Origin of the sequence: Streptomyces sp. NPDC002490 (assembly GCF_040296045.1) — a bacterium.
In the GTDB taxonomy this organism is placed as follows: domain Bacteria; phylum Actinomycetota; class Actinomycetes; order Streptomycetales; family Streptomycetaceae; genus Streptomyces.
The window spans coordinates 69577-93748 of record NZ_JBEOWM010000005.1 but is presented as its reverse complement, the minus strand read 5'-3'; the positions used below and the strand labels follow the sequence as shown (position 1 = coordinate 93748).

General features: G+C 69.6%; 21 protein-coding genes and 2 riboswitches. Of the genes, 11 read left to right on the top strand and 10 right to left on the bottom strand.

Annotated features, from left to right (window positions below):
• Positions 1-3: 3 nt before the first annotated feature.
• From ABT092_RS04840 to ABT092_RS04830, 3 genes are all read right to left on the bottom strand, one after another.
• Positions 4-645 carry a hypothetical protein gene (locus ABT092_RS04840; protein WP_351239813.1) on the bottom strand — a complete coding sequence of 214 codons (642 nt, stop codon included), beginning with the start codon at positions 643-645 and terminating at the stop codon, positions 4-6.
• 83 nt (positions 646-728) lie between these two features.
• Positions 729-1037, bottom strand: a complete 309-nt coding sequence (locus tag ABT092_RS04835; protein WP_351239811.1) for a DUF6112 family protein — start codon at positions 1035-1037, stop codon at positions 729-731.
• 70 nt (positions 1038-1107) lie between these two features.
• The gene (locus tag ABT092_RS04830; RefSeq protein WP_351239809.1) at positions 1108-2238 is read right to left on the bottom strand and encodes a C40 family peptidase; all 1131 of its coding nucleotides are present in this window, start codon (positions 2236-2238) and stop codon (positions 1108-1110) included.
• Between the two features lie 532 nt (positions 2239-2770).
• Between ABT092_RS04830 and ABT092_RS04825 the strand changes: the two genes are divergently transcribed.
• Positions 2771-3520 carry a DNA-methyltransferase gene (locus tag ABT092_RS04825; protein WP_351239807.1) on the top strand — a complete coding sequence of 250 codons (750 nt, stop codon included), beginning with the start codon at positions 2771-2773 and terminating at the stop codon, positions 3518-3520.
• 101 nt (positions 3521-3621) lie between these two features.
• Here the strand turns inward: ABT092_RS04825 and ABT092_RS04820 are convergent, their stop codons facing one another.
• Together ABT092_RS04820 and ABT092_RS04815 are read right to left on the bottom strand one after the other, a co-directional pair.
• The gene (locus ABT092_RS04820) at positions 3622-4560 is read right to left on the bottom strand and encodes a DUF5655 domain-containing protein (protein WP_502968394.1); all 939 of its coding nucleotides are present in this window, start codon (positions 4558-4560) and stop codon (positions 3622-3624) included.
• Between the two features lie 104 nt (positions 4561-4664).
• The gene (locus ABT092_RS04815) at positions 4665-5828 is read right to left on the bottom strand and encodes a hypothetical protein (RefSeq protein WP_351239805.1); all 1164 of its coding nucleotides are present in this window, start codon (positions 5826-5828) and stop codon (positions 4665-4667) included.
• A gap of 146 nt (positions 5829-5974) precedes the next feature.
• On the opposite strand from ABT092_RS04815, the gene ABT092_RS04810 reads away from it, so the two are divergent.
• Positions 5975-6166, top strand: coding sequence for a hypothetical protein (locus ABT092_RS04810; protein WP_351239803.1), 192 nt, complete (start codon positions 5975-5977; stop codon positions 6164-6166).
• Between the two features lie 242 nt (positions 6167-6408).
• On the opposite strand, the gene ABT092_RS04805 is transcribed toward ABT092_RS04810, so the two are convergent.
• From ABT092_RS04805 to gcvT, 5 genes are all read right to left on the bottom strand, one after another.
• Entirely contained in the window at positions 6409-7677 is a 1269-nt protein-coding gene (locus ABT092_RS04805) for a hypothetical protein (protein ID WP_351239801.1), read from the bottom strand.
• 1443 nt (positions 7678-9120) lie between these two features.
• Entirely contained in the window at positions 9121-10488 is a 1368-nt protein-coding gene (locus ABT092_RS04800) for an L-serine ammonia-lyase (protein ID WP_351239799.1), read from the bottom strand.
• A gap of 254 nt (positions 10489-10742) precedes the next feature.
• The gene (gene glyA / locus ABT092_RS04795; RefSeq protein WP_351239797.1) at positions 10743-12011 is read right to left on the bottom strand and encodes a serine hydroxymethyltransferase; all 1269 of its coding nucleotides are present in this window, start codon (positions 12009-12011) and stop codon (positions 10743-10745) included.
• Between the two features lie 21 nt (positions 12012-12032).
• Positions 12033-12413, bottom strand: coding sequence for a glycine cleavage system protein GcvH (gene gcvH, locus ABT092_RS04790; protein WP_351239795.1), 381 nt, complete (start codon positions 12411-12413; stop codon positions 12033-12035).
• Positions 12414-12576: 163 nt separating this feature from the next.
• Positions 12577-13692 (bottom strand): glycine cleavage system aminomethyltransferase GcvT, encoded by a 1116-nt coding sequence (gene gcvT / locus ABT092_RS04785; protein ID WP_351239793.1) that lies wholly within the window; start codon positions 13690-13692, stop codon positions 12577-12579.
• 32 nt (positions 13693-13724) lie between these two features.
• Positions 13725-13845, bottom strand: a riboswitch (glycine riboswitch).
• Positions 13846-13939, bottom strand: a riboswitch (glycine riboswitch). It abuts the riboswitch before it with no gap.
• Between the two features lie 209 nt (positions 13940-14148).
• Between gcvT and ABT092_RS04780 the strand changes: the two genes are divergently transcribed.
• The 9 genes from ABT092_RS04780 (at position 14149) to ABT092_RS04740 (ending at position 24100) form a co-directional block, all read left to right on the top strand.
• Positions 14149-14868: an AAA family ATPase gene (locus ABT092_RS04780; RefSeq protein ID WP_351239791.1), complete on the top strand. Its 720-nt coding sequence runs from the start codon at positions 14149-14151 to the stop codon at positions 14866-14868.
• Between the two features lie 104 nt (positions 14869-14972).
• The gene (locus tag ABT092_RS04775; RefSeq protein ID WP_351239789.1) at positions 14973-15755 is read left to right on the top strand and encodes an enhanced serine sensitivity protein SseB; all 783 of its coding nucleotides are present in this window, start codon (positions 14973-14975) and stop codon (positions 15753-15755) included.
• Positions 15756-15935: 180 nt separating this feature from the next.
• Positions 15936-16715, top strand: a complete 780-nt coding sequence (locus ABT092_RS04770; RefSeq protein ID WP_351239787.1) for an enhanced serine sensitivity protein SseB C-terminal domain-containing protein — start codon at positions 15936-15938, stop codon at positions 16713-16715.
• A gap of 378 nt (positions 16716-17093) precedes the next feature.
• Complete coding sequence (locus tag ABT092_RS04765) at positions 17094-18095, top strand: ABC transporter permease (RefSeq protein ID WP_351239785.1); 1002 nt, start codon at positions 17094-17096, stop codon at positions 18093-18095.
• A 59-nt stretch (positions 18096-18154) separates the two neighbouring features.
• Positions 18155-19939 (top strand): ABC transporter substrate-binding protein, encoded by a 1785-nt coding sequence (locus tag ABT092_RS04760; protein WP_351239783.1) that lies wholly within the window; start codon positions 18155-18157, stop codon positions 19937-19939.
• A gap of 116 nt (positions 19940-20055) precedes the next feature.
• Positions 20056-21054 (top strand): ABC transporter permease, encoded by a 999-nt coding sequence (locus ABT092_RS04755; RefSeq protein WP_351239781.1) that lies wholly within the window; start codon positions 20056-20058, stop codon positions 21052-21054.
• On the top strand, positions 21051-22127 hold the full coding sequence (locus ABT092_RS04750) for an ABC transporter ATP-binding protein (RefSeq protein ID WP_351239779.1): 1077 nt from the start codon (positions 21051-21053) through the stop codon (positions 22125-22127). Before ABT092_RS04755 ends, ABT092_RS04750 begins: the two co-directional genes overlap by 4 nt.
• A 14-nt stretch (positions 22128-22141) precedes the next feature.
• The gene (locus ABT092_RS04745; protein ID WP_351239777.1) at positions 22142-23314 is read left to right on the top strand and encodes an ABC transporter ATP-binding protein; all 1173 of its coding nucleotides are present in this window, start codon (positions 22142-22144) and stop codon (positions 23312-23314) included.
• Between the two features lie 123 nt (positions 23315-23437).
• Positions 23438-24100, top strand: a complete 663-nt coding sequence (locus tag ABT092_RS04740; RefSeq protein WP_351239775.1) for a trimeric intracellular cation channel family protein — start codon at positions 23438-23440, stop codon at positions 24098-24100.
• Positions 24101-24172 lie beyond the last annotated feature (72 nt).

The following is a 24172-nucleotide window of genomic DNA, read 5'->3' as shown; positions in this document are numbered from 1 at the left end:
CGATCACGGGGCGGGGGTGGGCAGTACGGCCGCGAGAGCGCACGCCCGGTCGGGGCGGCACTGGACGGCGAGCGTCGCGGAACGGGGCTCGGCCCCGGAACCGGCATCGACGCCGGTCCAGACGATCGACTGCCGCCCGGTCACCGTCACCGCGTACACGTACGCCTCGGTGATCGCCCCGGGATCGGCGGCCAGCGCGGTCTTGAACGCCTGCGGGAAGTGCCCCTCGCCGACCGTCGCGGTCGCGTACTGCGCGTTGTCCCGCAGCCGCGACCACAACACCCGGTCCGGCACTTGATCCGCCACGGACGCCCAGTCCGCGTATCGCTTCTCCGCCGTCATCCACCGCTTGAGCCCGGCGACATGCTCAACCTGCGAGAGACGGCGGGTGTCGTAGGACCACAGGACCTTCGCGGCGGCCTTGGCGAACACCACCGGATCACCGGTCTTCACGGGCGCCGCCACCGCGCGCCCTTTCGGAGCCGGGACGGAAGGGGAGGGGACAGCGGGGGCCGACTGCCGGGTCTCGGGCACGGAACCGGCGGCAGGGGCCGGGACCTCCTCACGGGTGAGGTAGGCGACCAGACCGGCCACAGCGGTCAACAGCGCCAGCACCACCGCCACGATCAGGGACCGGTGCAGCACCGACGCCCCCGCGCCCGGCGCCAGAGAACGCCTCGAAGGCCAGGGGCCGCGATGGGGGGAACGTTCCTTCTCGTGCCTGGGCATCAGTTGACCTGGGTACCCATCGCGGAGAAGAAGCTGACGATGCCGTTCGCCGCGCCCAGCAGCAGAGCGCATCCGGCCGCGACCACGGTGCCCTTCTTGCCGTTAGCCTCGGCCTGGTGACCACCCGAGTGGTGACCCCACGCCCACACCAGCGCGGACACCGCGAGCGCCCCGACCACCGCGATGATCCCGAAGAGGTTGATCGAGCTGATGACGTCCTTGAGGACGTCCATGCCCGGCAGGCCGCCGTCGGCGGGCTTGATACCGGGGTCGTAGGCCAGGACAAGGCCCGTCTGGCTGGACTTCATGACGAGGAACTCCTGTTCAGGGCATACGAATGCCCGAGAGGAAGGGAAAAGGGGGAACTGAGGGGAGAGGTCAGAGGATGCGGCGGACGGCGAGGACGTCCGGCTGCCAGTCGGCGAGCGTGGCGATCCGGACCACGTCACCGGTGCGGGGGGAGTGCAGAATCAGCCCCTGGCCGATGAACATCCCCACGTGCTCCGGGCGGGCCGCCGTGCCCCGCGTGAACAGCAGGTCACCCGGTTTGAGGGAGTCGACGGCGACCGGCTTGCCCTCGGCCACCTGCGTGTAGGTGGTGCGGGACAGCCCGATGCCGCCCGCCCGGTAGGACGCCTGCATCAACGACGAGCAGTCGCACCGCCCCATCGGGTCCTGCCCGCGCGGCGCGGAACACCACCCGCCCCACTGATACGGGGTGCCCAGGGCGCCGAGACCCCAGCGGATCGCGGTCCGGACCGGCTTGGGCGCGTCCTTCGGGATCTCGTACCCCTCGGGCAGAGCCCCCGCCGGGATCGGCCCGAACCCGGAACCGTCCCCGCCACCACCCCCACCACCGGTCTCACACCCCGCAGGCGGGGCCGCGACGTCCACCGTGCCTGTGTCGCTGTCGGCCTCGGTGAGGGAGGGGGCGAGGGCCTTCTGGAGCGCGGTGGCCAACGGCTCCCACTTCGCGTACGCGTCGGGGAACCCGCTCAACTGGACAGCCTGGGCGGCCTGGGTGACGGTCATCGACTCCCAGCCCGAGACCTTGAGCAGCCCCTCGTAGAAGCGGGTCGAGGCGTACACCGGGTCCCGGATCTGCGCGGCGGTGCCCCAGCCCATCGACGGACGCTGCTGGAACAGCCCGAGCGAGTCCCGGTCCCCGTAGTCCAGGTTCCGCAGGCCCGACTCCTGGAGCGCGGTGGCCAGAGCGACGATCTGCCCGCGGACCGGGACCTTCATCGCCACGCCGGTGGCCTGGATCGTCCGCGCGTGCGGGATCTGCTCCGTCGGGCTGGTCAGGCCCGGCACCGAAACGCCGCCCCCGTCGCCGCCGTTCAGGATCGACTCCACCTGCTCGGACACCGTCTCGGTATCCACAGCCTGTGCGTCCGCGCCGCAGGAGACCTCGGCGCCGCTCGAACCCGCCAGCGCCACGGTGACCGGGACGATCAGCAGCAGCGGAGCCAGCGCGACCCCACCCGCGATCACCGCGACCTTCTTCACAACCGCCCCGCCGAACCAGGGGCGGGGCGTATCTGGGCATGCCGCATCGACGGCTCCTTGCGTGTAGGCCGCCCAGGTCCCGGCGTTCTCGTCGAAAAGGCCACCGGAATGCGGGCGGGTCAGAAAAAGAGGAGAAGAGCGGACCGGTGTCCGGGAGCGGCTAACTCCCGGACACCACCGCGACACGAAGGGCGGCAGCAAGCCGCCCTCGTAATCTCACCGACCACACAGAAAAGCCCCTATCGCGATGGCCCGGCTACCTCGTCCGCTGGACGGGGCAGCACGCAACAGCACAGCTCAACCACCCTCTGGGCAGGGCCCGGCGCGGCGAACACGACGGGACTGTAGGAAGGAAATCCGGCCGCACCAAACGACCTCGCGAACCCTGGACTATGCCATTGGGAGCGGCCGGAAAAGACGGCTAACCTCCACCCCGACCGTTCACCCCCTACGGGGTTCCCGAGCGGACCCGCGCCCGTTTCCGCTCCCCTGCGGCCGGGCCCTCAGTCGTCTTTCCGAAGGAGACTCCGTCGTGCCGTTCACCCTGCACCGAGGCGACGCGCTCACCGTCCTGAAGACCCTGCCCGACGAATCCGTCGACGCCGTGATCACCGACCCGCCGTACAACTCCGGCGGGCGGACGTCCTCGGAGCGCACCGCCCGCACGGCCCGCGCCAAGTACACGAGCGGGGACGCCGGGCACGACCTGGCGAACTTCCCCGGCGAGAACCGCGACCAGCGCTCGTACCGGGCGTGGCTGACGGACCTGCTGACCGAGTCCTACCGGGCGGCCCGCGAGCACGCGGTGGTGATGGTGTTCACGGACTGGCGGCAGGAACCGACGACGTCGGACGCGCTGCAGATGGCGGGCTGGACCTGGTCCGGCACCATTCCCTGGATCAAGCCCGCCTCCCGCCCCCGTAAGGGAGGGCCGAAGCAGGACTCCGAGTTCATCCTCTGGGGCGTCAAGGGCACCCTCGACAAGACCCGCGACCTCTACCTCCCCGGCCACTACGTCGCCTCCCAGCCCCGCAAGGACCGCGTCCACATCACCCAGAAGCCCGTCGAGGTGATGCGCCAGCTCGTCCAGGTCGCCCGCCCCGGTGGTACGGTGCTCGACCCCTTCACCGGCTCCGGCACCACCGGCGTGGCCGCGCTGCGCGAGAGTCGGAACTTCATCGGAATCGAGCTGTCCGACCACTACGCCCAGATCGCCGAACAGCGGCTGCGCGAGGCTGTCCTCACCCGGGACGACGTCGACCTCGCCGGGCCAGAACAGTGAGAAGACCCGCCCCCGGGGATGGGGCGGAAAAGAGGAAGAGGGCGGTTGCCGAGCCGGTGGTCCGGGGTACAGCAACCGCCCTCAACGCGTGTGCGCCGGGTTCAGCCCGCCTCGACGCTCCGGCGGATCAGGTCCCCGGCCCGCTCCAGGTCGGCACGGGATCTGATCCGCACCTCCAGTTCTCCCGTCCCCACGAACCCGATGCCGCGGACGTCCCGGGTGAACCCCTCGACCAGCTCCACCGAGTCCGGGTCTACCTTCAGCCCTACCACTAGGGTCTGCTTCCGGGGCTGAACCTTCACCGACGCCACATTCTTGATCTGCCGGTACGCGATGTAGTGCTGGAGCGTCTCCCGCTGCACCGAACCCGACTCCAGCAACACCTCCTCCAAATCCCCGAAGAGATCCTTCAGCCCCTGAGGTGAGGCGTCCAGGTACTGCTGCACCGTCTTGCCCCCACCGGAAGCCGACACTTCCTCCACCGGGACGGACAGCCCAGGAACGGCATAGGAACGGGGGACGACCGGGGCGCCGGGCGGGCCGGTGAACGAGGCCAACAGTCGCAGGGTGACCACGTCCTCGAATACCCGGTACGCCACCAGATCGATCCGCTGCCGGATCACCTCCAACGCCACCACCGTGTGCGGCGTGAAATCCCCCGCCACGCACACGATCCGCGGACGGCTCCAGTCCACCGACCCCGCAGCCTCCGCCCCCAGCCGGTCCCGCACCAGGCCCTCGAGCTCGGCGTGGCTGTCGTTCAGCCACGCCAGATACGACAGCGCCTGCGTCACCACCTCTTTGTCCCGGGTCCGCTTGTACTCCACGATCACCGGCGCCCCGGTCTCGTCCAGCCCCAGCGAATCGATCCGACCCCGGTGCCGCCCCGTCTCGTACTCCGACGCCAGGAACCGAATCCCCAGCATCGCCTCCATGTTCCCCTCGACCAGCGACTGCAGCTCCCGCTCCAGCGCCACCGACGACCCCGCCATCTCCACCGCACACCCGCCATCCACACGGAACGCCTTCAGATCACCCACACGAACTCCCAGCCCATCGGCAGATCGACTGGGCAGAGAATCCCCGCAGGCCAGCGGATATTCCACCGATACGAAACCGTGATCAGGACGGTGGCCCTACGGTGTCACTCGGAGTGGGCCAACCTGGACTGGAAGAACGGCAGCAGCGGAGGCGGCATCACAGCGGGGGATTCGAGCAGATCCCACTGGCAGCCGGGCACCTTCTCATCGAGATCGCGAAACGACTGCCGCATCAGGAGCAGCGTCACGGCGTTCACCGCGCGGTCCGCTGGTGACCAGTAGCGGTCACCCACCTCGGCCATCAGCACCATCCCGGACACCAGGGCCCTGCTCATCAGCCACTCGAAGGCCGCGTCACCCGGCTCACCGGCCTCCAGCTCGGCCTCGATCCGCGAGCACAGATCCAGCGCCCACTCCCGGGTCACGCCGCTCGCCGCCCAGGCGTCCCGCAGATCGTCCAGCGGAGCTGTCTCCGCCAGGCCCAGCAGGATGTCGCGGGCGTCACCTTCCGGGACGGTACTCATCCCGCCGTCGGCGAGGAACACCTCCTGGGCTGCGTCCGGGACGTCCTCGACCGTGTACTCGGCCAGGGACGCCCCCGGGTTGCCCCACCCCGCCGGCTGCATGGACCGGAGCACGTCACCGATCCCCTGCGGCGTGACGGCGGCACCCCCACGCAGCACCGCGGTCACCGCCGCAGCGGTGGCTTCCCCGCCGGACATGCTCGACGGCTCCGGATTCTGGTCCAGATCCTCCAGCTCTACCGGAGGCCACACCACCCCCCGGTCACGCATGTACCGGGCGATACCCTCATCGATCCGACGCGCCCGCGCGGGAACAAGCCGAACCCGCTGCCCGGAGGCGACCACCTCGTCGGTGACGCGCTCCGCCCACTCCTCCGCGTCCTCCCCGGCCTCCGGACCCTCCTTGCCAAGACCGGCCCCCAGTGTCTGGACGGCCTTTCCGAAGGCTCCCCGCACGGTCTCCTCCGGAACCGGGTGCCCCTCGCCGAACAGGGCCAGCGCCAGATGAAACGGCCGGACACCCCGCCGCGCCAGCCGGGCGAGCGCCACGACCAGACCGAACGCCTCATCGTCCGCAACCGACGCGCTCCCGTGCCCCCGGCCCAGCGAACTCGACGTGTTCCTCGGCAACAGCCCCGCCCGCCGCCACAACGCGAGCTGCTTCACGGACACCACGTAGCCGAGCCGCTGCGCGTGGTCGATGAGCTGCTGATCAGCGGAGACCGGATCACCCGTAGAAGACATGCCGCGAACCTATCCACCCTCACCCAACGAGAGCACGCCTTTCGGACATGGAGCCCTCCCACCTTCACCAAGGCCGGATGCGCCACGCCTGGTGGTCTAGGGGAACCGCCGGAGCACACGGCCCGGCAACGAACCAGGAGAACACCATGCTCACCACACTGACCGGCCTGCTCCCGACGACCGACCCCCTGCCCTGGGCACTGATCGCCGCCCTGTGCATCTGGATCACTGTGTACGTCGTCATCGTCGGCGTCGCTCTGCTCCACCCCCGCCGCAGCCGTCGGAAGGAGGCCCGCAAGATCCTGGGCTGTCACTTCCTCGCCCCCCGGACCCGGTGACCTCCCCCGAAGAGGTGACTGTCGGATGACGACAGGGACCGCTTCCGTACCAGGGAGCGGTCCCCGACCGGGTATCGTCGGTCACCGGAAGCCACCAGGGGAGCGCGGACGCCTTTGGACGGCGCAACACAGCCCGGCACCCGTCGGACCGGCATCAGCGCTCTGATCAGGCACAACGGCATCCGGCAACACCAGCTGACACGGCCCGGCACGATTTCCAACGTGCTCGTAATGCGTAGGTCTCAGGGGCTCAGTTGAGCAAGCTGGGGGGCGCTTCCAAGCCCTGTCAGCAGGTGGACGTTGGGAGTGGGTTTTCCGCCCCGCAAGCGTCCCTTGGTCTCCGACTTGAGGATGTCGAGGGTCGAGCGAGACCAATGTGTCTTGGTGGTGGCAAGTACCAGGCCCGTAGCGCCGACGAGAGAAGATCCTTCCAGGAGCTTGCCAACTTCCCGCTTGATTTCTCTGTGGTTGGAGCCCAGCGAGTTATTTATCTTGGCCTCTCCCAGCCACAGATGGTCAGTGCTGGCGAGGGCAAAATCCATTTCTACGAACCGTGTCCCATTCTTGAGTAGCTCGAACTCCTCGCAGATTAGGGCTTTCCGCGCCCAGCGCTCACTACGTAGATGGCGCGTGGCCAGCAACGGCACATTGCCGTCGTTTTTGACGAGCTCCAGTACCGCTGGATGCAGATCGTAAAACCACCGGGGCTCGTCCGTCGCTGGCCTCCATCGCTCACTGGTGAGGTTATTTTCCCCTTCACAGCGTCTGCAGTTATATTTCTGATTTATCTCAGAAATTGGATAGAACTCAAGAATGGGGCAATGGTCGCAGCTTAGGATCAACCCGCGGCGCAAAACCCCTTGCGTTGTCCACTGGTCGATTTGCCTTCTGCGGGCGACCGCCTCCCAATCTGTGTCTTTGTGCTCAGCGATAGCCTCCCATGATAGCGCGACTGTTGACTTCAGCTTCCAGCGACTGTCGGCCGGGCATAGAGATTGGGGGGTTTCATGGGTGAAGAGACGCAGCAGTTCCCATCCGGGGCTCGCTGCTAGTTCCTCTAGATCGCTCCGATTCCCCAGGAGGCGTTCGGTGATAGCGGATCTCTTGCCCGCCGGGCTGGGGACTACTTCTACTCCATTTTGTTCGGAGGCAACCTTCAGGATGCGCTTGATCCCGGGCCAGGCCAGCTTGGGGGAAGCGAGGGATCCGGCCAGCGAAGCTCCACTTGGGACAAAGTCGAAGCGGTGCGACCAGTAGGTTATGCCGCCGTCAGCGGCACGCACGAACGTCTCCCATGGATTTTGATCCGGACTGATGACAGCTGACGAACCTAGTGCTGGGTGCGGAGGGATCGGGTGATTATCGGCAGCGAGATTAACTTGCCAGCGATGTTTGTTTGGATCGAGGCCGGGTGGGACCTCGGCGGCCAGGGAAAGGGACGCCACGAGGGTGCCATCGTCTGGATTTGCCATGGCTGGTAGCGAGCGGGGTTGTTCCCATGCGCTGTTCATTACCACGAGGCTCGGTTGAGTCAAGTCGATTTCGGTCGCCGCTATGACTTCGAATGGATTCCCCTCCCGTGTTGGATCAATATGGCGGACTGGTCGGTTATTCCATCGCGCTGTGATGCAATCGTGAGTCTCCTGTGGGTTCAGCGATGCGCTGGTCACAATCAAGTGCTTCGATGGGTACCCTGAAAAGAGCCACATATCGCTCAACCCGTGATCCTTCCACGGAAGCCAGGTTGCTGACCCGCGGATGCATCGCAGAGCCTCGGCTAGTGAAAAGTCCTCAGGCTGATCTCCGATGACCACTATCCGCTCTCGGGCGCGCATAGCTCTTGAGACCAGTATGCTTTCCCCTGCTTCATGCGAACGCGCAAGATAGGCCCCGTCAGGGGCGTCGGGGCGCAACTCGGTCAGTAGTGGAGAGTCGGATCCACGCGTGGCAGCGTCGCGCCACTGGGCATCTGTGATCTCGCCGCTAACTTCGAATTCTTCTATCCCAGTGTGCATTGCGTAGGCTAGCGAGGCAGGTGTCGTCACCAAGCTTCTCGGCAGGCCGACGAATGGGTTTGTGGCCAGGGCGTCCAGAGCGGTTAGTTGGTCAGCTCCGTGGTCGAAAAGGTGACTGCATTGAAAATGATCTTCTTGCTTGTTGACGCCGAGTTTCGAACGAAGCTTGTCAGCGACCTCCTCGGCTGCTTGGACAACCGGGCCACGCCAAGACTCTGTAAGCACCATGTCCCTAAACTGCTCTGAGGCAGCAGTGTCTGGGATCTCCTTCTCCGCTAGCAGTAGGTCGACAGCGCCAGGCGCCAAGGTGTCGTAGGTGCTCCATGAGGGCACGTAGGCAAGCACATGGTCGGGGTTTAGCTGTTCCAGGCAGCGATCCACGGCCGGGTGGCCGATCGAGCTTGAGGGCACCACGACGCTTCCGCTGCAACCCCAAATCGCGGACAGCCTGGTGAGTGCCGCTGAAGCCCACTGGACCCACTGCTCGTTGTCGCTAGGCGCCACCACAACCAAGCGGGGCGGTCGGGCTGCGTAGGACAGTGGGACGAAGGTGAAGGGATGTTCCGGCATTCGTTCAGTCTTGCAGCAGTCGCCACCTGGCTGTTGGGCGAATGTTGCACCATGCGCGCCAACTCGCTCCGGTGGAGGGGACCATCCCTGCGTCGGGTGAAGGGTGAGGGCGACGCTGCCACGCAGGGCCCAGCCGCCCCCGTGTGTATAGACCAGGAACTCCTAGCAGGCTGCGGGTACGTTGAGCAGCCGAGACCCTGGGGAGACCGGGCGGTGACACTCCAGGACCTTGCCGACAGGGATTTCCCAGGGACTTTTCAGGGACTTTCACGTCCGTCTCAGGGCCGATCCAGGGACTTTCCGCCGTGCAAGCAGGGAAGGCCCTGACAGCGCTGAAAGACATAAAAGCGCTGGTCAGGACCTACGTCATCAGCACTCGATGATGTTCACCGCGAGCCCGCCCCGCGCGGTCTCCTTGTACTTGACCGACATGTCCGCCCCGGTCTCCTTCATGGTCTTGATGACCTTGTCCAGGGACACCAGGTGGCTGCCGTCGCCGCGCATGGCCATCCGGGCGGCGGTCACCGCCTTCACCCCGGCCATGCCGTTGCGTTCGATGCACGGGATCTGGACCAGCCCGCCGACCGGGTCGCAGGTGAGGCCCAGGTTGTGCTCCATGCCGATCTCGGCGGCGTTCTCGACCTGTTCGGGAGAGCCGCCCAGCACCTCGGCCAGGGCGCCGGCCGCCATGGAGCAGGCCGAACCGACCTCGCCCTGGCAGCCGACCTCGGCGCCGGAGATGGAGGCGTTCTCCTTGAACAGCAGCCCGATGGCCCCAGCGGCCAACAGGAAGCGGACCACGCCCTCGTCGTCCGCGCCGGGGACGAAGTTCATGTAGTAGTGCAGCACCGCGGGGATGATCCCGGCGGCCCCGTTGGTGGGGGCGGTGACGACCCGGCCGCCGGCCGCGTTCTCCTCGTTCACCGCCATCGCGTACAGGGTCACCCACTCCATGGCGTGGGCCGCGGGGTCGCCCTCGGCGCGCAGCTGGCGCGCCGAGGCGGGGGCGCGGCGACGGACCTTCAGCCCGCCGGGGAGGATGCCCTCCCGGTTCATGCCCCGGGACACGCAGCTCTGCATGACGCGCCAGATGTCCAGCAGCCCGGCGCGGATCTCCTCCTCGGTGCGCCACGCCTTCTCGTTCTCCAGCATCATCGAGGAGATCGACAGTCCCGACTCGCGGGCCATCCGCAGCAGCTCGTCGCCGGTGCGGAAGGGGTACGCCAGGGGCGTGTCGTCGAGCTTGATGCGGTCCGCGCCGACGGCGTCCTCGTCCACCACGAAGCCGCCGCCGACCGAGTAGTAGGTCTTCTCCAGGACGGGCGCGCCCTCGGCGTCGTACGCGGCCAGGGTCATCCCGTTGGCGTGGTAGGGCAGGGCCTCGCGGCGGTGCAGGACGAGGTCGTCGTCGAAGGAGAACGGGATCTCGTGGGCGCCCAGCAGGCTGATCCGGCCGTCGGTCCTGATCCGTGCCACCCGCTGGTCGGCGTGCTCGACGTCCACCGTGCGCGGGGACTCGCCCTCCAGCCCGAGGAGCACCGCCTTGGGAGTGCCGTGCCCGTGGCCGGTGGCGCCGAGGGAGCCGTACAGTTCCGCGCGCACCGCGGCGGTGTGGGCGAGGAGGCCGTCGTTCTTGAGCCGGCGGGCGAACATCCGGGCCGCGCGCATCGGGCCCACGGTGTGGGAGCTGGACGGGCCGATGCCGATCGAGAACAGGTCGAAGACCGAGATGGCCACGGAAGACTCCTCGCTGACGGCCGGCGGACGTCGTTGTCCGCCGGGTGGTGCGGGCCGACCGGCACGGGGTGGGGCCGGGCGGGCTGGTGCGGGGGACCGGGTGGGTCCCCGGGACGGGGTGCGCCCGGGACGGGGTGGGGTCCCGGGGGCCCAGCGGGCTTGATGGATCGTTTCTTCAAGTGTTGCCCGGGCGGGTGCCGGTGTGGGGACGGTGCGGCCCCGGTCGAGCCGGACCGGGGCCGCACCGCGGGGGACTACAGCCCCGGGTACAGCGGGTGCTTGTCGGCCAGGGCGGTGACCCGGGCCTTCAGCGCCGCGGCGACCGTCTCGTCGTACGAGGGCTTCAGCGCCTCGGCGATCACGTCGGCGACCTCGCGGAAGTCCTCGGCGGTGAAGCCGCGGGTGGCGAGCGCCGGGGTGCCGATCCGCAGGCCCGAGGTGACCATCGGGGGCCGCGGGTCGTTCGGGACGGCGTTGCGGTTGACGGTGATGCCGACCTCGTGGAGGCGGTCCTCGGCCTGCTGGCCGTCCAGCTCGGACTCGCGCAGGTCGACCAGGACGAGGTGCACGTCCGTGCCGCCGGACAGCACGTTCACGCCGGCCGCGCGGGCGTCCTCGCCCACCAGGCGCTCGGCCAGGATGCGGGCGCCCTCCAGGGTGCGCTGCTGGCGCTCCTTGAACTCCTCCGAGGCGGCGACCTTGAAGGCGACGGCCTTGGCGGCGACCACGTGCTCCAGCGGACCGCCCTGCTGGCCCGGGAAGACCGCGGAGTTGATCTTCTTGGCCAGCTCCTGGGTGGAGAGGATCACCCCGCCGCGCGGACCGCCGAGGGTCTTGTGCGTGGTGGTGGTGACGACATGGGCGTGCGGCACCGGGTTGGGGTGCAGCCCGGCCGCGACCAGGCCCGCGAAGTGCGCCATGTCGACCATCAGATAGGCGCCGACCTCGTCCGCGATGCGGCGGAAGGCGGCGAAGTCGAGCTGGCGCGGGTAGGCGGACCAGCCCGCGACGATCAGCTTCGGCTTGGACTCCTTGGCGAGCCGCTCGACCTCGGCCATGTCGACCTGGCCGGTGGCGTCGTCCACGTGGTAGGCGACCACGTGGTAGAGCTTGCCGGAGAAGTTGATCTTCATGCCGTGGGTCAGGTGCCCGCCGTGGGCGAGGTTCAGACCCATGATCGTGTCGCCCGGCTTGAGCAGCGCGAACATCGCCGCCGCGTTGGCCTGGGCACCGGAGTGCGGCTGTACGTTGGCGTGCTCGGCGCCGAACAGCTCCTTGATCCGGTCGATCGCGATCTGCTCGACCACGTCGACGTGCTCACAGCCGCCGTAGTAGCGGCGGCCCGGGTAGCCCTCCGCGTACTTGTTGGTGAGCACCGAGCCCTGGGCCTCCATGACGGCGACCGGGGCGAAGTTCTCCGACGCGATCATTTCCAGGGTCGACTGCTGGCGGCGCAGTTCGGCGTCGACGGCGGCGGCGACGTCCGGGTCCAGCTCGTGCAGAGGCGTGTTCAGAAGCGACATCAGATGATCCCTAGTTGTGGGTCAGCCCGCGGAAAAGGCGGTGTAGTCGTCGGCGGTGAGCAGGTCCTCCGGCTCGGCCGCGACGCGCACCTTGAACAACCAGCCGCCCTCGAAGGGCGCGGAGTTCACCAGGGACGGGTCGTCCACCACGTCCTGGTTGGACTCCGTGACCTCGCCGGTCACCGGGGAGTACAGGTCGCTGACCGACTTCGTCGACTCCAGCTCGCCGCAGGTCTCGCCCGCGGTCACCTGCTGGCCCGCCTCGGGGAGCTGGGCGTAGACGACGTCACCGAGCGCACCGGCGGCGAACTCGGTGATGCCGACCGTGGCCACGCCTTCGCCGTCGGGGGCCGACAGCCACTCGTGCTCCTTGCTGTAGCGAAGCTGCTGGGGGTTGCTCATGGTGGGAATTCTCCTGTACGCGGGGGAGTGCTGAGGAACGGGATGTCTTGGCATGTGAGACGTGCGTCGGAGCGCACGGCCCGACGGACGTCATGTACCGCGCGGGGGCCCGGTGGAACCGGAGCGTGGTGCATCCGGGCGGGCCCGGTGGTGCGCGCGGAAACTACTTCCGGCGGCGGTAGAAGGGCAGTGCCACGACCCGGTACGGCTCGTGCGTGCCGCGGATGTCCACCCCGACCCCGGCGGTGCCCGGCTCGGCGTGCGCGGCGTCGACGTACGCCATGGCGATCGGCTGGCCGAGGGTGGGGGAGGGCGCGCCCGAGGTGACCTCGCCGATCACCGTGCCGTCCGCGACCACCGCGAACCCGGCGCGCGGCACCCGCCGGCCCTCGGCGACCAGGCCGACCAGCTTGCGCGGGGGGTTCGCCGCGGCCTTCTCGGCGGCGGCCTCCAGCGCCGCCCGGCCGACGAAGTCGCCCTCCTTCTCGAACTTCACCACCCGGCCGAGACCCGCGTCGAAGGGGGTCAGCCCGGTGGTCAGCTCGTGCCCGTACAGCGGCATGCCCGCCTCCAGGCGCAGGGTGTCCCGGCAGGACAGTCCGCAGGGCACCAGCCCGACCGGGGCGCCCGCCTCGGTGAGCGCCCGCCACACGCCCTCCGCGTGCTCGGGGGCGACGAAGAGTTCGAAGCCGTCCTCACCGGTGTAGCCGGTGCGGGCGATCAGCGCGGGGACCCCGGCGACCGTGCCGGGCAGCCCGGCGTAGTACTTCAACCCGTCCAGGTCGGCGTCCGTGACGGCGGCCAGGACGCCCGGTGCCTCGGGGCCCTGCACCGCGATCAGCGCGTAGGCGTCCCGGTCGTCGCGGACCTCCGCGTCGAAGCCCGCGGCCCGCTCGCGCAGCGCGTCCAGCACCGTCTGGGCGTTGCCGGCGTTGGCGACCACCAGGTACTCCGTCTCCCCGGTGCGGTAGACGATCAGGTCGTCCAGGATGCCGCCGTCCTCGCGGCAGATCATCGTGTACCGGGCGCGCCCCGTGGCGACGGTGCCGAGGTTGCCGACCAGCGCGTGGTCCAGCAGGTCCACCGCCTGCGGGCCGGTGACGGTGATCTCCCCCATGTGGGAGAGGTCGAACAGTCCGGCGCGGGTGCGCACGGCGTGGTGCTCGTCCCGTTCGCTGCCGTAGCGCAGGGGCATGTCCCAGCCCGCGAAGTCGGTCATGGTGGCACCGAGCGATCGGTGCAGCGCGTCCAGCGCGGTACGGCGGGGGGCGGTGCTCATGAAGGTGCTCCCAGGGCATGACGGCGAGATGGTCCTCCCCATCTGTCATCGGACCTGAGAGGTTCGCCGGGAGCCACGCCGCTGGGCGGCGGCCCGGTTTGCACCTTGGGTGGGACCGCGCGTACGACGTCGCGGTCCGCTTTTCAGATGTGCCTCGCCCGCGCGGTATCTGGGCCTGAGAGATTCAAGGGAGGGACTTGCTCCTTCGGCGCCCCGGTACGGCCGGGGGCTCTCCCGCGCGGGTTCAAGCGGCCGGTATGCAGTTGGCGGGCACATCATTGCACGCTCGCGCCGCCTTGGGCAGGGTGGCGTCCCCCCGACCCCGCGGCACCGGTCCGGGGCGGTCCCCGTCACGGACCCGTGGCCGTATCCGTACGCGATCCGGACCCGCGAAATTACCGGCTCTTTACACTCTACGGGGAAGGCTCACGTGACGGACTGGAGGGGACGATCACGGTGAACACGACGAGGGGGTACGCGAGCGCCGCTGGCGTGGCGCTGCCCGAGCAGGCGGGTGCCGCCGCCGCGCGGGCGCGCACGGAGCGGGCCGCCGCGGTGGTCCGGGACCTACGGGACCGGGCCGGCCGCGGGCCGCACGCGCTCCGGTTCGCCCCCGGTGACCTGGTGGTGGTGTCCGGGCTGCCGGGCAGCGGCAAGTCCACGCTGATGTCGCGCACGGTCCGCGACACCTCCGTCAGCCTCGTCCGCGCCGCCCTCGCGACCCCCGTCGCCCCGGCGCGGCGCATCGACTCCCAGGACACCCGCGACCGCTGGGCCCGCCGGATGCCCGCCGCCCTGCCGTACGCCCTGTACCGGCCGCTGGTGCGGGTCGCGCACTTCGCCGGCTTGCGGCGGGCGCTGCGCTCCGGGGAGAGCGTGGTGGTCCACGACTGCGGCACCCAGGCGTGGGTGCGCCGCTGGCTGGCCCGAGAGGCCCGGGCCCGCGGCACCCGGCTGCACCTGCTGTTGCTCGACGTGGCGCCGGACACCGCCCTCGACGGGCAGCGCCAACGGGGCCGGGGCGTGTCCCGGTACGCCTTCGCCCGCCACCGGCGGGCGATCGGCCGGCTGGTGCGGGACGCGCAGCGGGGGGTGCTGCCGGCCGGCTGCGCCTCCGCGGTGCTGCTGGACCGGGCGGCGGGCGGGGCGCTGCGGTCCGTCCGCTTCGACGCGTAGGCCCGGACGGCACCGCCGCCCGGCCCGAACGGGCGCCGGACGCCCGGAGCTTCGCGTTAGGGTGCCTGGCGCAGACGCAGCGCGGCACGAGCAGGTGGTTGACGATGGAGATTCCGGCCCAGACACCCCAGCCCCCCACGGTCCCGGCTCCGCCCGGGGCCTGGCCGGTGAACGAGTTGGAGGAGGTGCTCGCCGCCTCCGTGGGGGTGCCCGGGGCCGCCCCGCGGATCGTCGAGGTGCTCGGCCGCAGCCGGATCTGGGTGCCGCTGCCGGCCGGCGGGGACCCCACCAGCACCACCCTGGACCTGCCCACCGTGGAGGTCGACGGCCAGGCGTACGTGCCGGTGTTCACCTCCGCCGAGCAGTTCCGCCAGGTGGTGGGCGACCGGATGGGCGGCACCGTGGCGCCCGCCGTCGAGTTCGCCCGCGGACTGCCGCCCCAACTCGGCCTGGTCCTCAACCCGGACGGCACGGTGGGCGTTCCGCTGCCGCCGCCGGCCGTCGCGGAGCTGTGCCGCGCCGGTCGCACCGCCCTGGACGGCCCCACCAGCGGCGGTCGGGTCCGGCTCTTCCCGCCCGACTGGAAGGAGGACCCGATGGACTTCCTCGCCGCCGCCGGGGAGGAGTTCGCCGCGGTGGGCACGGTCACCACCGCCCGCCGCTGCCTGGCCAGCGTGGAGGGCGGCGCCCCGAGCCTGTTCATCGGGGTGGAACTCGACCAGTGCGAGGGCTCGGCCCGGGAACTGCCCTTGGACGCGCTGGGACGTGCGCTGGGACGGGTGCCCGTCGCCTGGGGGGTCAACCTGATCCTGCTGGACGTGGCCCGGGACCCGGTGGCCGACTGGATGCGCGAGCAGCTCCGCCCCTTCTACGTGCGGGAGCCCTGAGTGCGCCCGATACCACCAGCTGTGACGGACCTGGGACCGAGGCGTCGGCCGCGCCGGGGTGGTGCCGCTTAAGCTGGGTGGCACGGCCGGGCGGGGCCGTACGACCCGCCGGGCCGCGGTGGGCGTGTCGGGTTCGGAACCGCGCCGTGCTGTTCCGACGGGTCGAAGGGGCGGTCAAGGGTGAGTGCGTCGGGCACGGCTGCGGCCGGGCGGATCGAGCACATGCTGCGCCAGGTGACGCCCGGGCGCTACGACGCGTACGAGGCACTGTTGCACGCCCTCGCCGACCCCGCCGGCCAGGTCCGGATGCTGCTGTGGCACGGCCGGCCCGGAGCGCCGGACGCCCAGTACGGCACCATGGAACTCGACGGCCTGGGCTACGCGCCCTGCGTGACCTCGGCCCAGGAACTCTCCGCGAGCGGATGGAACCGCTCCTACGAGGCGGTTCCCGTCGCCGAGGTGGCCCGGGCGCTCTACCCCGACCGGTACGGCCTGTGGCTCAACCCGCACGCCAGCGGCGGCGGGGTCGGCGTCCCGTGGGCGGACCTGCGGCGGATCGCCCTGGGCCTGGACCGGCATCCGGCCGGGCCGCTGCGGATCGGCGAACCCGCCATCGAGATCCCGCAGTTCTACGCGGTGCTGGGGCAGAACGCGCACCGCACCCCCGCCGTGCGCTCGCTGCGCCGCGCCTGGGTGCAGCCGTCGCTCGGCGCCCCGTACCTGGCGATCGGACTGGACGTGTACGACACGGGGCCGCAGTCCGTCGACGCGGTGCGGTTGATGATGCAGCAGTCGATCGGCGCGGTGCCCGAGGGGCTGGCCGTGTCCACCGTGGCGCTCGGCGACGCCTACGACCCCGTCGCGCTGTGGTTGGGGGCGAACGCCCGCCCGTTCTACGACCGCGAATCCCATGTCGCTCCCGTCGCGCCTACCGCCGGGTACGGTTACCCGCCGCGATAGTGGGCGCCTCGACCCGTTCTGTCAACCGGCGACCGGGGTGGGTGAGTTGTCCTTTTCCTGCCCTCTCTGCCGGTCTCGCCGAGAAGATGCCCGGAATCTACGCGCGTTTGGCCGAAAACCTCAAGGTGCCCCCGTCCGGGCTGCGTTACGCGCCGTTCGGATAACGGATCCCCCCTGGCTGCATCACGGTTGCGCATCCATTCAGGATCAGGTCTGGCTACGGATCGCAGCCGGGATGAAGACTCCCGCACCAGAGGTCGCGCGGTCCCGCCCCCGGTGGGAGCGTCGAGGGCCTCGGGCACGACGGATCGGCCCGGTCGCCCCCGGCGGCAACTGCGGGACGGTCACCGCCGGTTGAGAAGAGGGGTCCTTGTCACGATGACGGCACCATTGCACGAGCCGACCGCGGACGCGGCCCCGCCGGCTGCGGAGGAGGCAGCCGCGGTCGCCGGGAAGGCGGTGCAGGGGCGCTCGCTGGGGCGCATCGCCTGGGAGCGCTTGAAACGCGACAAACTCGCCCTGCTCGGGGGCGCCGTGGTGCTGCTCCTGGTGCTGGTGGCGATCCTCGCGCCGCTGATCACCAAGATGTACGGCGAGGATCCGAACACCTACCACGAGGACCTGATCGACCCGTTGATGTCCACGCCGATCGGTTCGCTCGGCGGGATCAGCGGGGACCACTGGTTCGGGGTGGAGCCGGTCAAGGGGCGCGACATCTTCGCCCGGATCGTGCACGGCGCCCGGGTGTCGCTGCTGGTCGGTTTCGCCTCGGCGCTGGTCGCCGTGGTGATCGGCACCGTACTCGGGGTGCTCGCCGGCTACTTCGGGGGCTGGCTCGACGCGCTGATCAGCCGTGTCATGGACCTGTTGCTTTCGTTCCCGCAGCTGCTGTTCATCATCGCCCTGGTCTCCGTGATGCCCAACCAGTTGCTGGGACTCACCGGCACCGGGGTCCGCATCCTGGTGATGATCCTGGTGATCGGCTTCTTCGGCTGGCCCTACGTGGGCAGGGTGGTGCGCGGGCAGACCCTCTCCTTGCGCGAACGCGAGTACGTGGAGGCGGCCCGCAGCCTCGGCGCCGGCCGGTTCTACATCCTGTTCAAGGAACTGCTGCCCAACCTGGTCGCCCCGATCATCGTGTACATGACGATGATGATCCCCACCAACATCCTCACCGAGGCGGCGCTCAGCTTCCTGGGGGTGGGCGTCAAACCGCCCACCTCCTCGTGGGGGGACATGCTCTCGTCCGCGGTGGCCTACTACCAGGCCGATCCGATGTACATGGTCATCCCCGGTCTGGCGATCTTCATCACCGTCCTTTCGTTCAACCTCTTCGGCGACGGCGTGCGGGACGCGCTCGACCCGAAGGGGACCCGCTGAACTGCCGTACCCCAAGGGCCCGTCGACGGCGGGCGACACTCACACGGAGGAACGACATCGTGACCACTCACAGCACCAGAGGACGGCGCAAGCGGATCGCGGCGGCGACGGCGGTGGTGGCGGCGCTGCTGGCCACGGCTGCCTGCGGCGGCGGAGGCGACGACGGCGGCGGCAAGGGCAAGGGCAAGGCCGCGGGCTTCGACGCGGCCAACAACAAGGTCGCCAACGCCTCCACCAAGAAGGGCGGCACGCTCAAGTTCGCGGGGGCCCAGGACGCCGACTCGTGGGACACCACCCGTGCCTACTACGGCTTCGCGTGGAACTTCCAGCGGTACTACTCCCGCCAGTTGGTCACCGGGAAGACCGAGCCCGGCAAGAGCGGGACCGAGTTGACCCCGGACCTCGCGACCGCGCGGGCCCAGATCAGCGACGACGGCAAGACCTACACGTACACCCTGCGGGACGGCATCACCTGGGAGGACGGCAAGCCGATCACCTCCAAGGACGTCAAGTACGGCATCCAGCGGGTGTGGGCCCAGGAGGTGCTGGCCGGCGGGCCGATCTACCTGAAGGACGTCCTCGACCCCAAGGGCGAGTACCCGGGCCCGTACAAGGACAAGGCGAAGGACAAGCTGGGCCTGAAGGCGATCGAGACGCCGGACGACAAGACCATCGTCTTCAAGCTCCCCGAGGCGAACAGCGACTTCGAGGAGATGCTCGCGCTGACCTCCGCCTCCCCGGTCCGCCAGGACAAGGACACCAAGTCCAAGTACCAGCTGCGGCCGTTCTCCTCGGGTCCGTACAAGTTCGAGTCGTACACGCCGAAGAAGGAACTGGTCCTCGTCCGCAACACCGAGTGGAAGCAGTCCTCGGACCCGGTGCGCAAGGCGCTGCCGGACAAGATCACGGTGAACTTCTTCTCCAACGCCGACGAGATGGACAACCGCATCCTCGCCGGTGACTACCACCTGGACATCAACCAGACCGGTCTCTCCCCGCAGGGCCGCATCAAGGCCCTCAACGAGCACAAGAGCAACCTGGACAACCCGGTCTCCGGCTTCATCCGCTACGCGGTCTTCCCGCAGACGGTCGCGCCGTTCGACAACATCGAGTGCCGCAAGGCCGTCATCTACGGCGCCGACCACAAGTCCCTCCAGACCGCCCGCGGCGGTCCGATGGCCGGCGGCGACATCGGCACCAACATGCTGCCGCCCGCCGTCCCCGGCTCCGAGGGCCAGAAGTACGACCCGTACGGCCTCGCCAAGAACGACGGCAAGCCGGACGTGGCCAAGGCCAAGGAAGCCCTGGAGAAGTGCGGCAAGCCCAACGGGTTCACCACCACCGTCGCGGTCCGCAACAACAAGCCGGCCGAGGTGGCCACCGCCGAGTCGCTCCAGGCCTCGCTGAAGAAGATCGGCATCACCGTCGAGATCGACAAGTACGACGGTTCGCAGACCTCCGGCATCATCGGCAACCCGAAGATCGTCAAGGACAAGAACTACGGCATCATCATCATGGGTTGGGGCCCCGACTTCCCGTCCGTGCAGGGCTACGGCCAGCCGCTGTGGGACAGCAAGTACATCCTCGACAGCGGCAACAACAACTTCGCCATGATCAAGGACAAGGCGATCGACGCCAACTTCGACAAGTTCGTCACCGAACTGGACGGCGCGAAGAAGGAGCAGATCGCCACCGAGATCAACCACCAGGTGATGGAGGGCGCCTACTACCTGCCCTTCGTCTTCGAGAAGTTCATCAACTTCCGCTCCTCCGAGCTGACCAACGTCTACACCACGGACGCCTACAGCGGTCAGTACGACTTCATCAGCCTGGGCCTGAAGTAACCACCACCCCGGCACACCCGCCGTACGGCACGAAAGGCAGGTGAAGGCCGGAGCGGTCGGGCCGTGGACCGTCGGAGCGATCCGGCGGCCCACGGCCCCCGCCGGGCCGAAGCGCTGTGCTCGCATACCTCATCAGGCGGCTGCTGGCCGCCGCAGTGATGCTGGTGGTCATCATCGTGGTGGTCTTCGGCATCTTCTTCCTCATCCCCAAGTGGGCGGGCATCGACCCGGCCACGATGTACGTGGGCAAGCAGTCCGACGCCGCGGCCGTGGAGGCCGTGCGGGAGAAGCTCAAGCTGGGCGATCCGATCTACGCGCAGGTCCTGGAGTTCTTCAAGGGGCTGTTCGTCGGACGCACCTACGCCGCGGGCGGCGAGGTCACCAACTGCTCGGCCCCCTGCTTCGGCTACTCCTTCCGCAGCGAGCAGGCCATCTGGCCGGTGCTCACCGACCGGCTCCCGGTGACCCTGACGCTGGCCCTCGGCGCGGCGCTGCTGTGGTTGCTCTTCGGGGTCGCCGCCGGCGTGCTGTCGGCGCTCAAGCGGGGCACCCTGTGGGACCGCTCGGCGATGGTCGTGGCCCTCTCCGGGGTCTCCCTGCCGATCTACTTCACCGCGCTGCTCTCGCTGGCCGTCTTCGACTACGGACTCGGCTGGATCGACGGCCAGTACCAGGAGATCGGCGACGGCCTCGGCGGCTGGTTCCAGGGCATGCTGCTGCCCTGGGTGACCCTGTCCTTCCTGTACGCGGCGATGTACGCGCGGATCACCCGGGCCACCATGCTGGAGGTGCTCGGCGAGGACTACATCCGCACCGCACGGGCCAAGGGCCTCACCGAACCCGTGGTCATCGGCAAGCACGCCATGCGCTCCACGATGACCCCGATCCTCACCATGCTCGGCATGGACCTCGGCGCCCTGATCGGCGGCGCCATCCTCACCGAGACCGCCTTCAACCTGCCGGGCCTCGGCCAGGCGGTGCTCTCCGCGATCAACGAACGCGACCTGCCGATCATCCTCGGCGTCACGCTGATCACCTCGCTCGCGGTGATCGTCGCCAACCTCGCCGTGGACTTCCTGTACGCCGCGATCGACCCCCGAGTGAGGCTCGCATGACCGCACCCCGCACCACTGGGTCGGCCCCCGCCACGCCCACCGCCTTCCTCGACGTGCGCGACCTCAAGGTGCACTTCCCCACCGACGACGGGCTGGTCAAGTCGGTCGACGGGCTCAGCTTCACCCTGGAGAAGGGCAAGACCCTCGGCATCGTGGGGGAGTCGGGCTCCGGCAAGTCCGTGACCTCGCTCGGCATCATGGGCCTGCACACCACCGGCCAGTACGGCAAGCGCCGGCCCCGGCTCTCCGGGGAGATCTGGCTCGACGGACAAGAGCTGCTGTCCGCCGCCCCGGACCGGGTGCGCCGACTGCGCGGGCGCGAGATGGCGATGATCTTCCAGGACCCGCTGTCCGCCCTGCACCCCTACTACACCATCGGCCGGCAGATCGTGGAGGCGTACCGCGTCCACCACGACGTCGACAAGAAGACCGCCCGCAAGCGCGCGGTCGAGATGCTCGACCGGGTCGGCATCCCCCAGCCCGACAAGCGGGTCGACAACTACCCGCACGAGTTCTCCGGCGGCATGCGCCAACGCGCGATGATCGCCATGGCCCTGGTCAACAACCCCGAACTGCTCATCGCGGACGAGCCGACGACCGCCCTCGACGTGACCGTCCAGGCGCAGATCCTCGACCTGATCCGCGACCTCCAGAAGGAGTTCGGGTCCGCGGTCATCGTCATCACCCACGACCTCGGCGTCGTCGCCGAACTCGCGGACGACCTGCTGGTCATGTACGGCGGCCGGTGCGTGGAACGCGGTCCCGCCGAGAAGGTGTTCACCGCCCCCCGCCACCCCTACACCTGGGGCCTGCTGGGCTCCATGCCCCGCCTGGACCGGGAGGAGAGCGAGCGCCTCATCCCGGTCAAGGGCTCCCCGCCGTCGCTGATCAACCTCCCCGACGGGTGCGCCTTCCACCCGCGCTGCCCCTACGCGGACCTGCCGAAGGACAACGTGACCCGCACCGTGCGCCCCGAGCTCACCGAGGTCGGCGGCGCGCACTGGGCGGCCTGCCACCTGCCGCAGGCGCAGCGGGAACGGATCTGGACCGAAGAGATTGCGCCGAAGCTGTGAGCGAGGACACCACCGTGACGAGCGACGAACAGGGCCCCGCACCGGTACCCACCCCGCGCTCCGGGGGCGCCACCGTCCCCGCGCAGCAGGCCGCGCCCGGCGAGGTGCTGCTGAAGGTGAGCGGCCTCCAGAAGCACTTCCCGATCCGCAAGGGGCTGCTCCAGCGCCAGACGGGGGCCGTGAAGGCGGTCGACGGGCTGGACTTCGAGGTGCGCGCGGGGGAGACCCTGGGGGTCGTCGGCGAGTCCGGCTGCGGCAAGTCGACCATGGGTCGGCTGATCACCCGGCTCCTCGAACCCACCGCGGGGACCGTGGAGTTCGCCGGACACGACATCACCCACCTCGGGGTCGCGGGGATGCGTCCGCTGCGCCGGGACATCCAGATGATCTTCCAGGACCCGTACTCCTCGCTGAACCCGCGGCACACCATCGGCACCATCGTGAGCGCCCCCTTCCGGCTCCAGGGCGTCACCCCCGAGGGCGGCACCAAGAAGGAGGTGCAACGCCTCCTCGAAGTGGTCGGACTCAACCCCGAGCACTACAACCGCTACCCCCACGAGTTCTCCGGCGGCCAGCGCCAGCGCATCGGCATCGCCCGCGCCCTGGCGCTCAAACCGAAGCTGGTCGTCGCCGACGAGCCGGTGTCGGCCCTGGACGTCTCCATCCAGGCGCAGGTGGTCAACCTGCTGGACGACCTCCAGACCGAACTGGGCCTCACCTACGTGATCATCGCGCACGACCTGTCGGTGGTGCGTCACGTGTCGGACCGCATCGCGGTGATGTACCTGGGCAAGATCGTCGAACTGGCCGACCGGAAGTCCCTGTACTCCTCGCCCCTGCACCCCTACACCAAGGCCCTGATGTCGGCGGTGCCCATCCCCGACCCGCGGCGGCGCACCGCCAAGAGCGAACGCATCCTGCTCAAGGGGGACGTCCCCTCCCCGATCTCCCCGCCCACCGGGTGCCGCTTCCACACCCGGTGCTGGAAGGCGACGGAGGTCTGCGCCACCCGGGAGCCGGCGTTCACCGAGCTGAAGCCGCAGCAGTTCGTCGCCTGTCACCACCCGGAGAACGCCCCGGACCAGGAGCCCCGGGACACCGTGCGGCTCGCGGCGGCGGCCGATGCGGTGCAGGTGGTCACCCTCGGCCAGGACGCCCCCGCCGAGGGGAGCGGGACCGGGGACTGACCCGGTGCGGGCGGGCCGGCCGGCGGCCCGCCCGCACCCGCCGGCCGGCCCCGCCCCGGACGCACCGGGCGGTACCCGGACGTCCTGGACGGATCGGCGTCCGGTACGGGGGAAAATGGGGCGGTGCTCCATGATCTGTTCAGTCCCTCCGTCCAGCACGCGCTGGACCTCGCCGGCATCTTCGTCTTCGCGATCTCCGGCGCCCTGCTGGCCGTCCGGAAGAACTTCGACGTCTTCGGCATCGTCGTGCTCGCCGAGGTCACCGCGCTCGGCGGCGGCCTCTTCCGGGACCTGGTCATCGGGGCGGTCCCGCCGGCCGCCTTCACCGACCTCGGCTACTTCCTGACCCCCCTGGTGGCCGCGGCCCTGGTGTTCTTCCTGCACCCGGAGGTCGAGCGCATCCAGACCGGGGTGAACGTCTTCGACGCGGCGGGTCTCGGCCTCTTCTGCGTCACCGGCACCACCAAGGCGTACGAGTACGGGCTCGGCCTCACCGCCTCCGCCGTGCTGGGCGTGGCGACCGCGGTCGGCGGGGGCGTGCTGCGGGACGTCGTCGCCAACGAGGTGCCCTCCCTGGTCCGCTGGGACCGCGACCTGTACGCCGTCCCCGCGATCGTCGGCGCCGCCATCGTGGCGTTCTGCCTCAAGTACGAGGCCCTGACCGGGCTGACCGGTGCGCTCGCCGTCGTCACCGCCTTCGCGCTACGGCTGCTGGCGATGCGCTACCACTGGCGGGCGCCGCGTGCCTGGAACCGCCGCTCCACGGCGGTGGAGGCCACCGAGTAGCACCCGGTGCGGGGCGCCCGGGACGGACCCCGGGCTCGCGCCGGGGGTGCGGAACGGGCCAGGGCCGGGGCG

Coding starts and splice junctions, on each gene's coding strand:
- ABT092_RS04835 (WP_351239811.1), bottom strand. CDS start 1,037: ATGAAGTCCAGCCAGACGGGCCTTGTCCTGGCCTACGACCCCGGTATC.
- ABT092_RS04815 (WP_351239805.1), bottom strand. CDS start 5,828: ATGTCTTCTACGGGTGATCCGGTCTCCGCTGATCAGCAGCTCATCGAC.
- ABT092_RS04810 (WP_351239803.1), top strand. CDS start 5,975: ATGCTCACCACACTGACCGGCCTGCTCCCGACGACCGACCCCCTGCCC.
- ABT092_RS04805 (WP_351239801.1), bottom strand. CDS start 7,677: ATGAACAGCGCATGGGAACAACCCCGCTCGCTACCAGCCATGGCAAAT.
- glyA (WP_351239797.1), bottom strand. CDS start 12,011: ATGTCGCTTCTGAACACGCCTCTGCACGAGCTGGACCCGGACGTCGCC.
- gcvH (WP_351239795.1), bottom strand. CDS start 12,413: ATGAGCAACCCCCAGCAGCTTCGCTACAGCAAGGAGCACGAGTGGCTG.
- gcvT (WP_351239793.1), bottom strand. CDS start 13,692: ATGAGCACCGCCCCCCGCCGTACCGCGCTGGACGCGCTGCACCGATCG.
- ABT092_RS04775 (WP_351239789.1), top strand. CDS start 14,973: ATGGAGATTCCGGCCCAGACACCCCAGCCCCCCACGGTCCCGGCTCCG.
- ABT092_RS04765 (WP_351239785.1), top strand. CDS start 17,094: ATGACGGCACCATTGCACGAGCCGACCGCGGACGCGGCCCCGCCGGCT.
- ABT092_RS04750 (WP_351239779.1), top strand. CDS start 21,051: ATGACCGCACCCCGCACCACTGGGTCGGCCCCCGCCACGCCCACCGCC.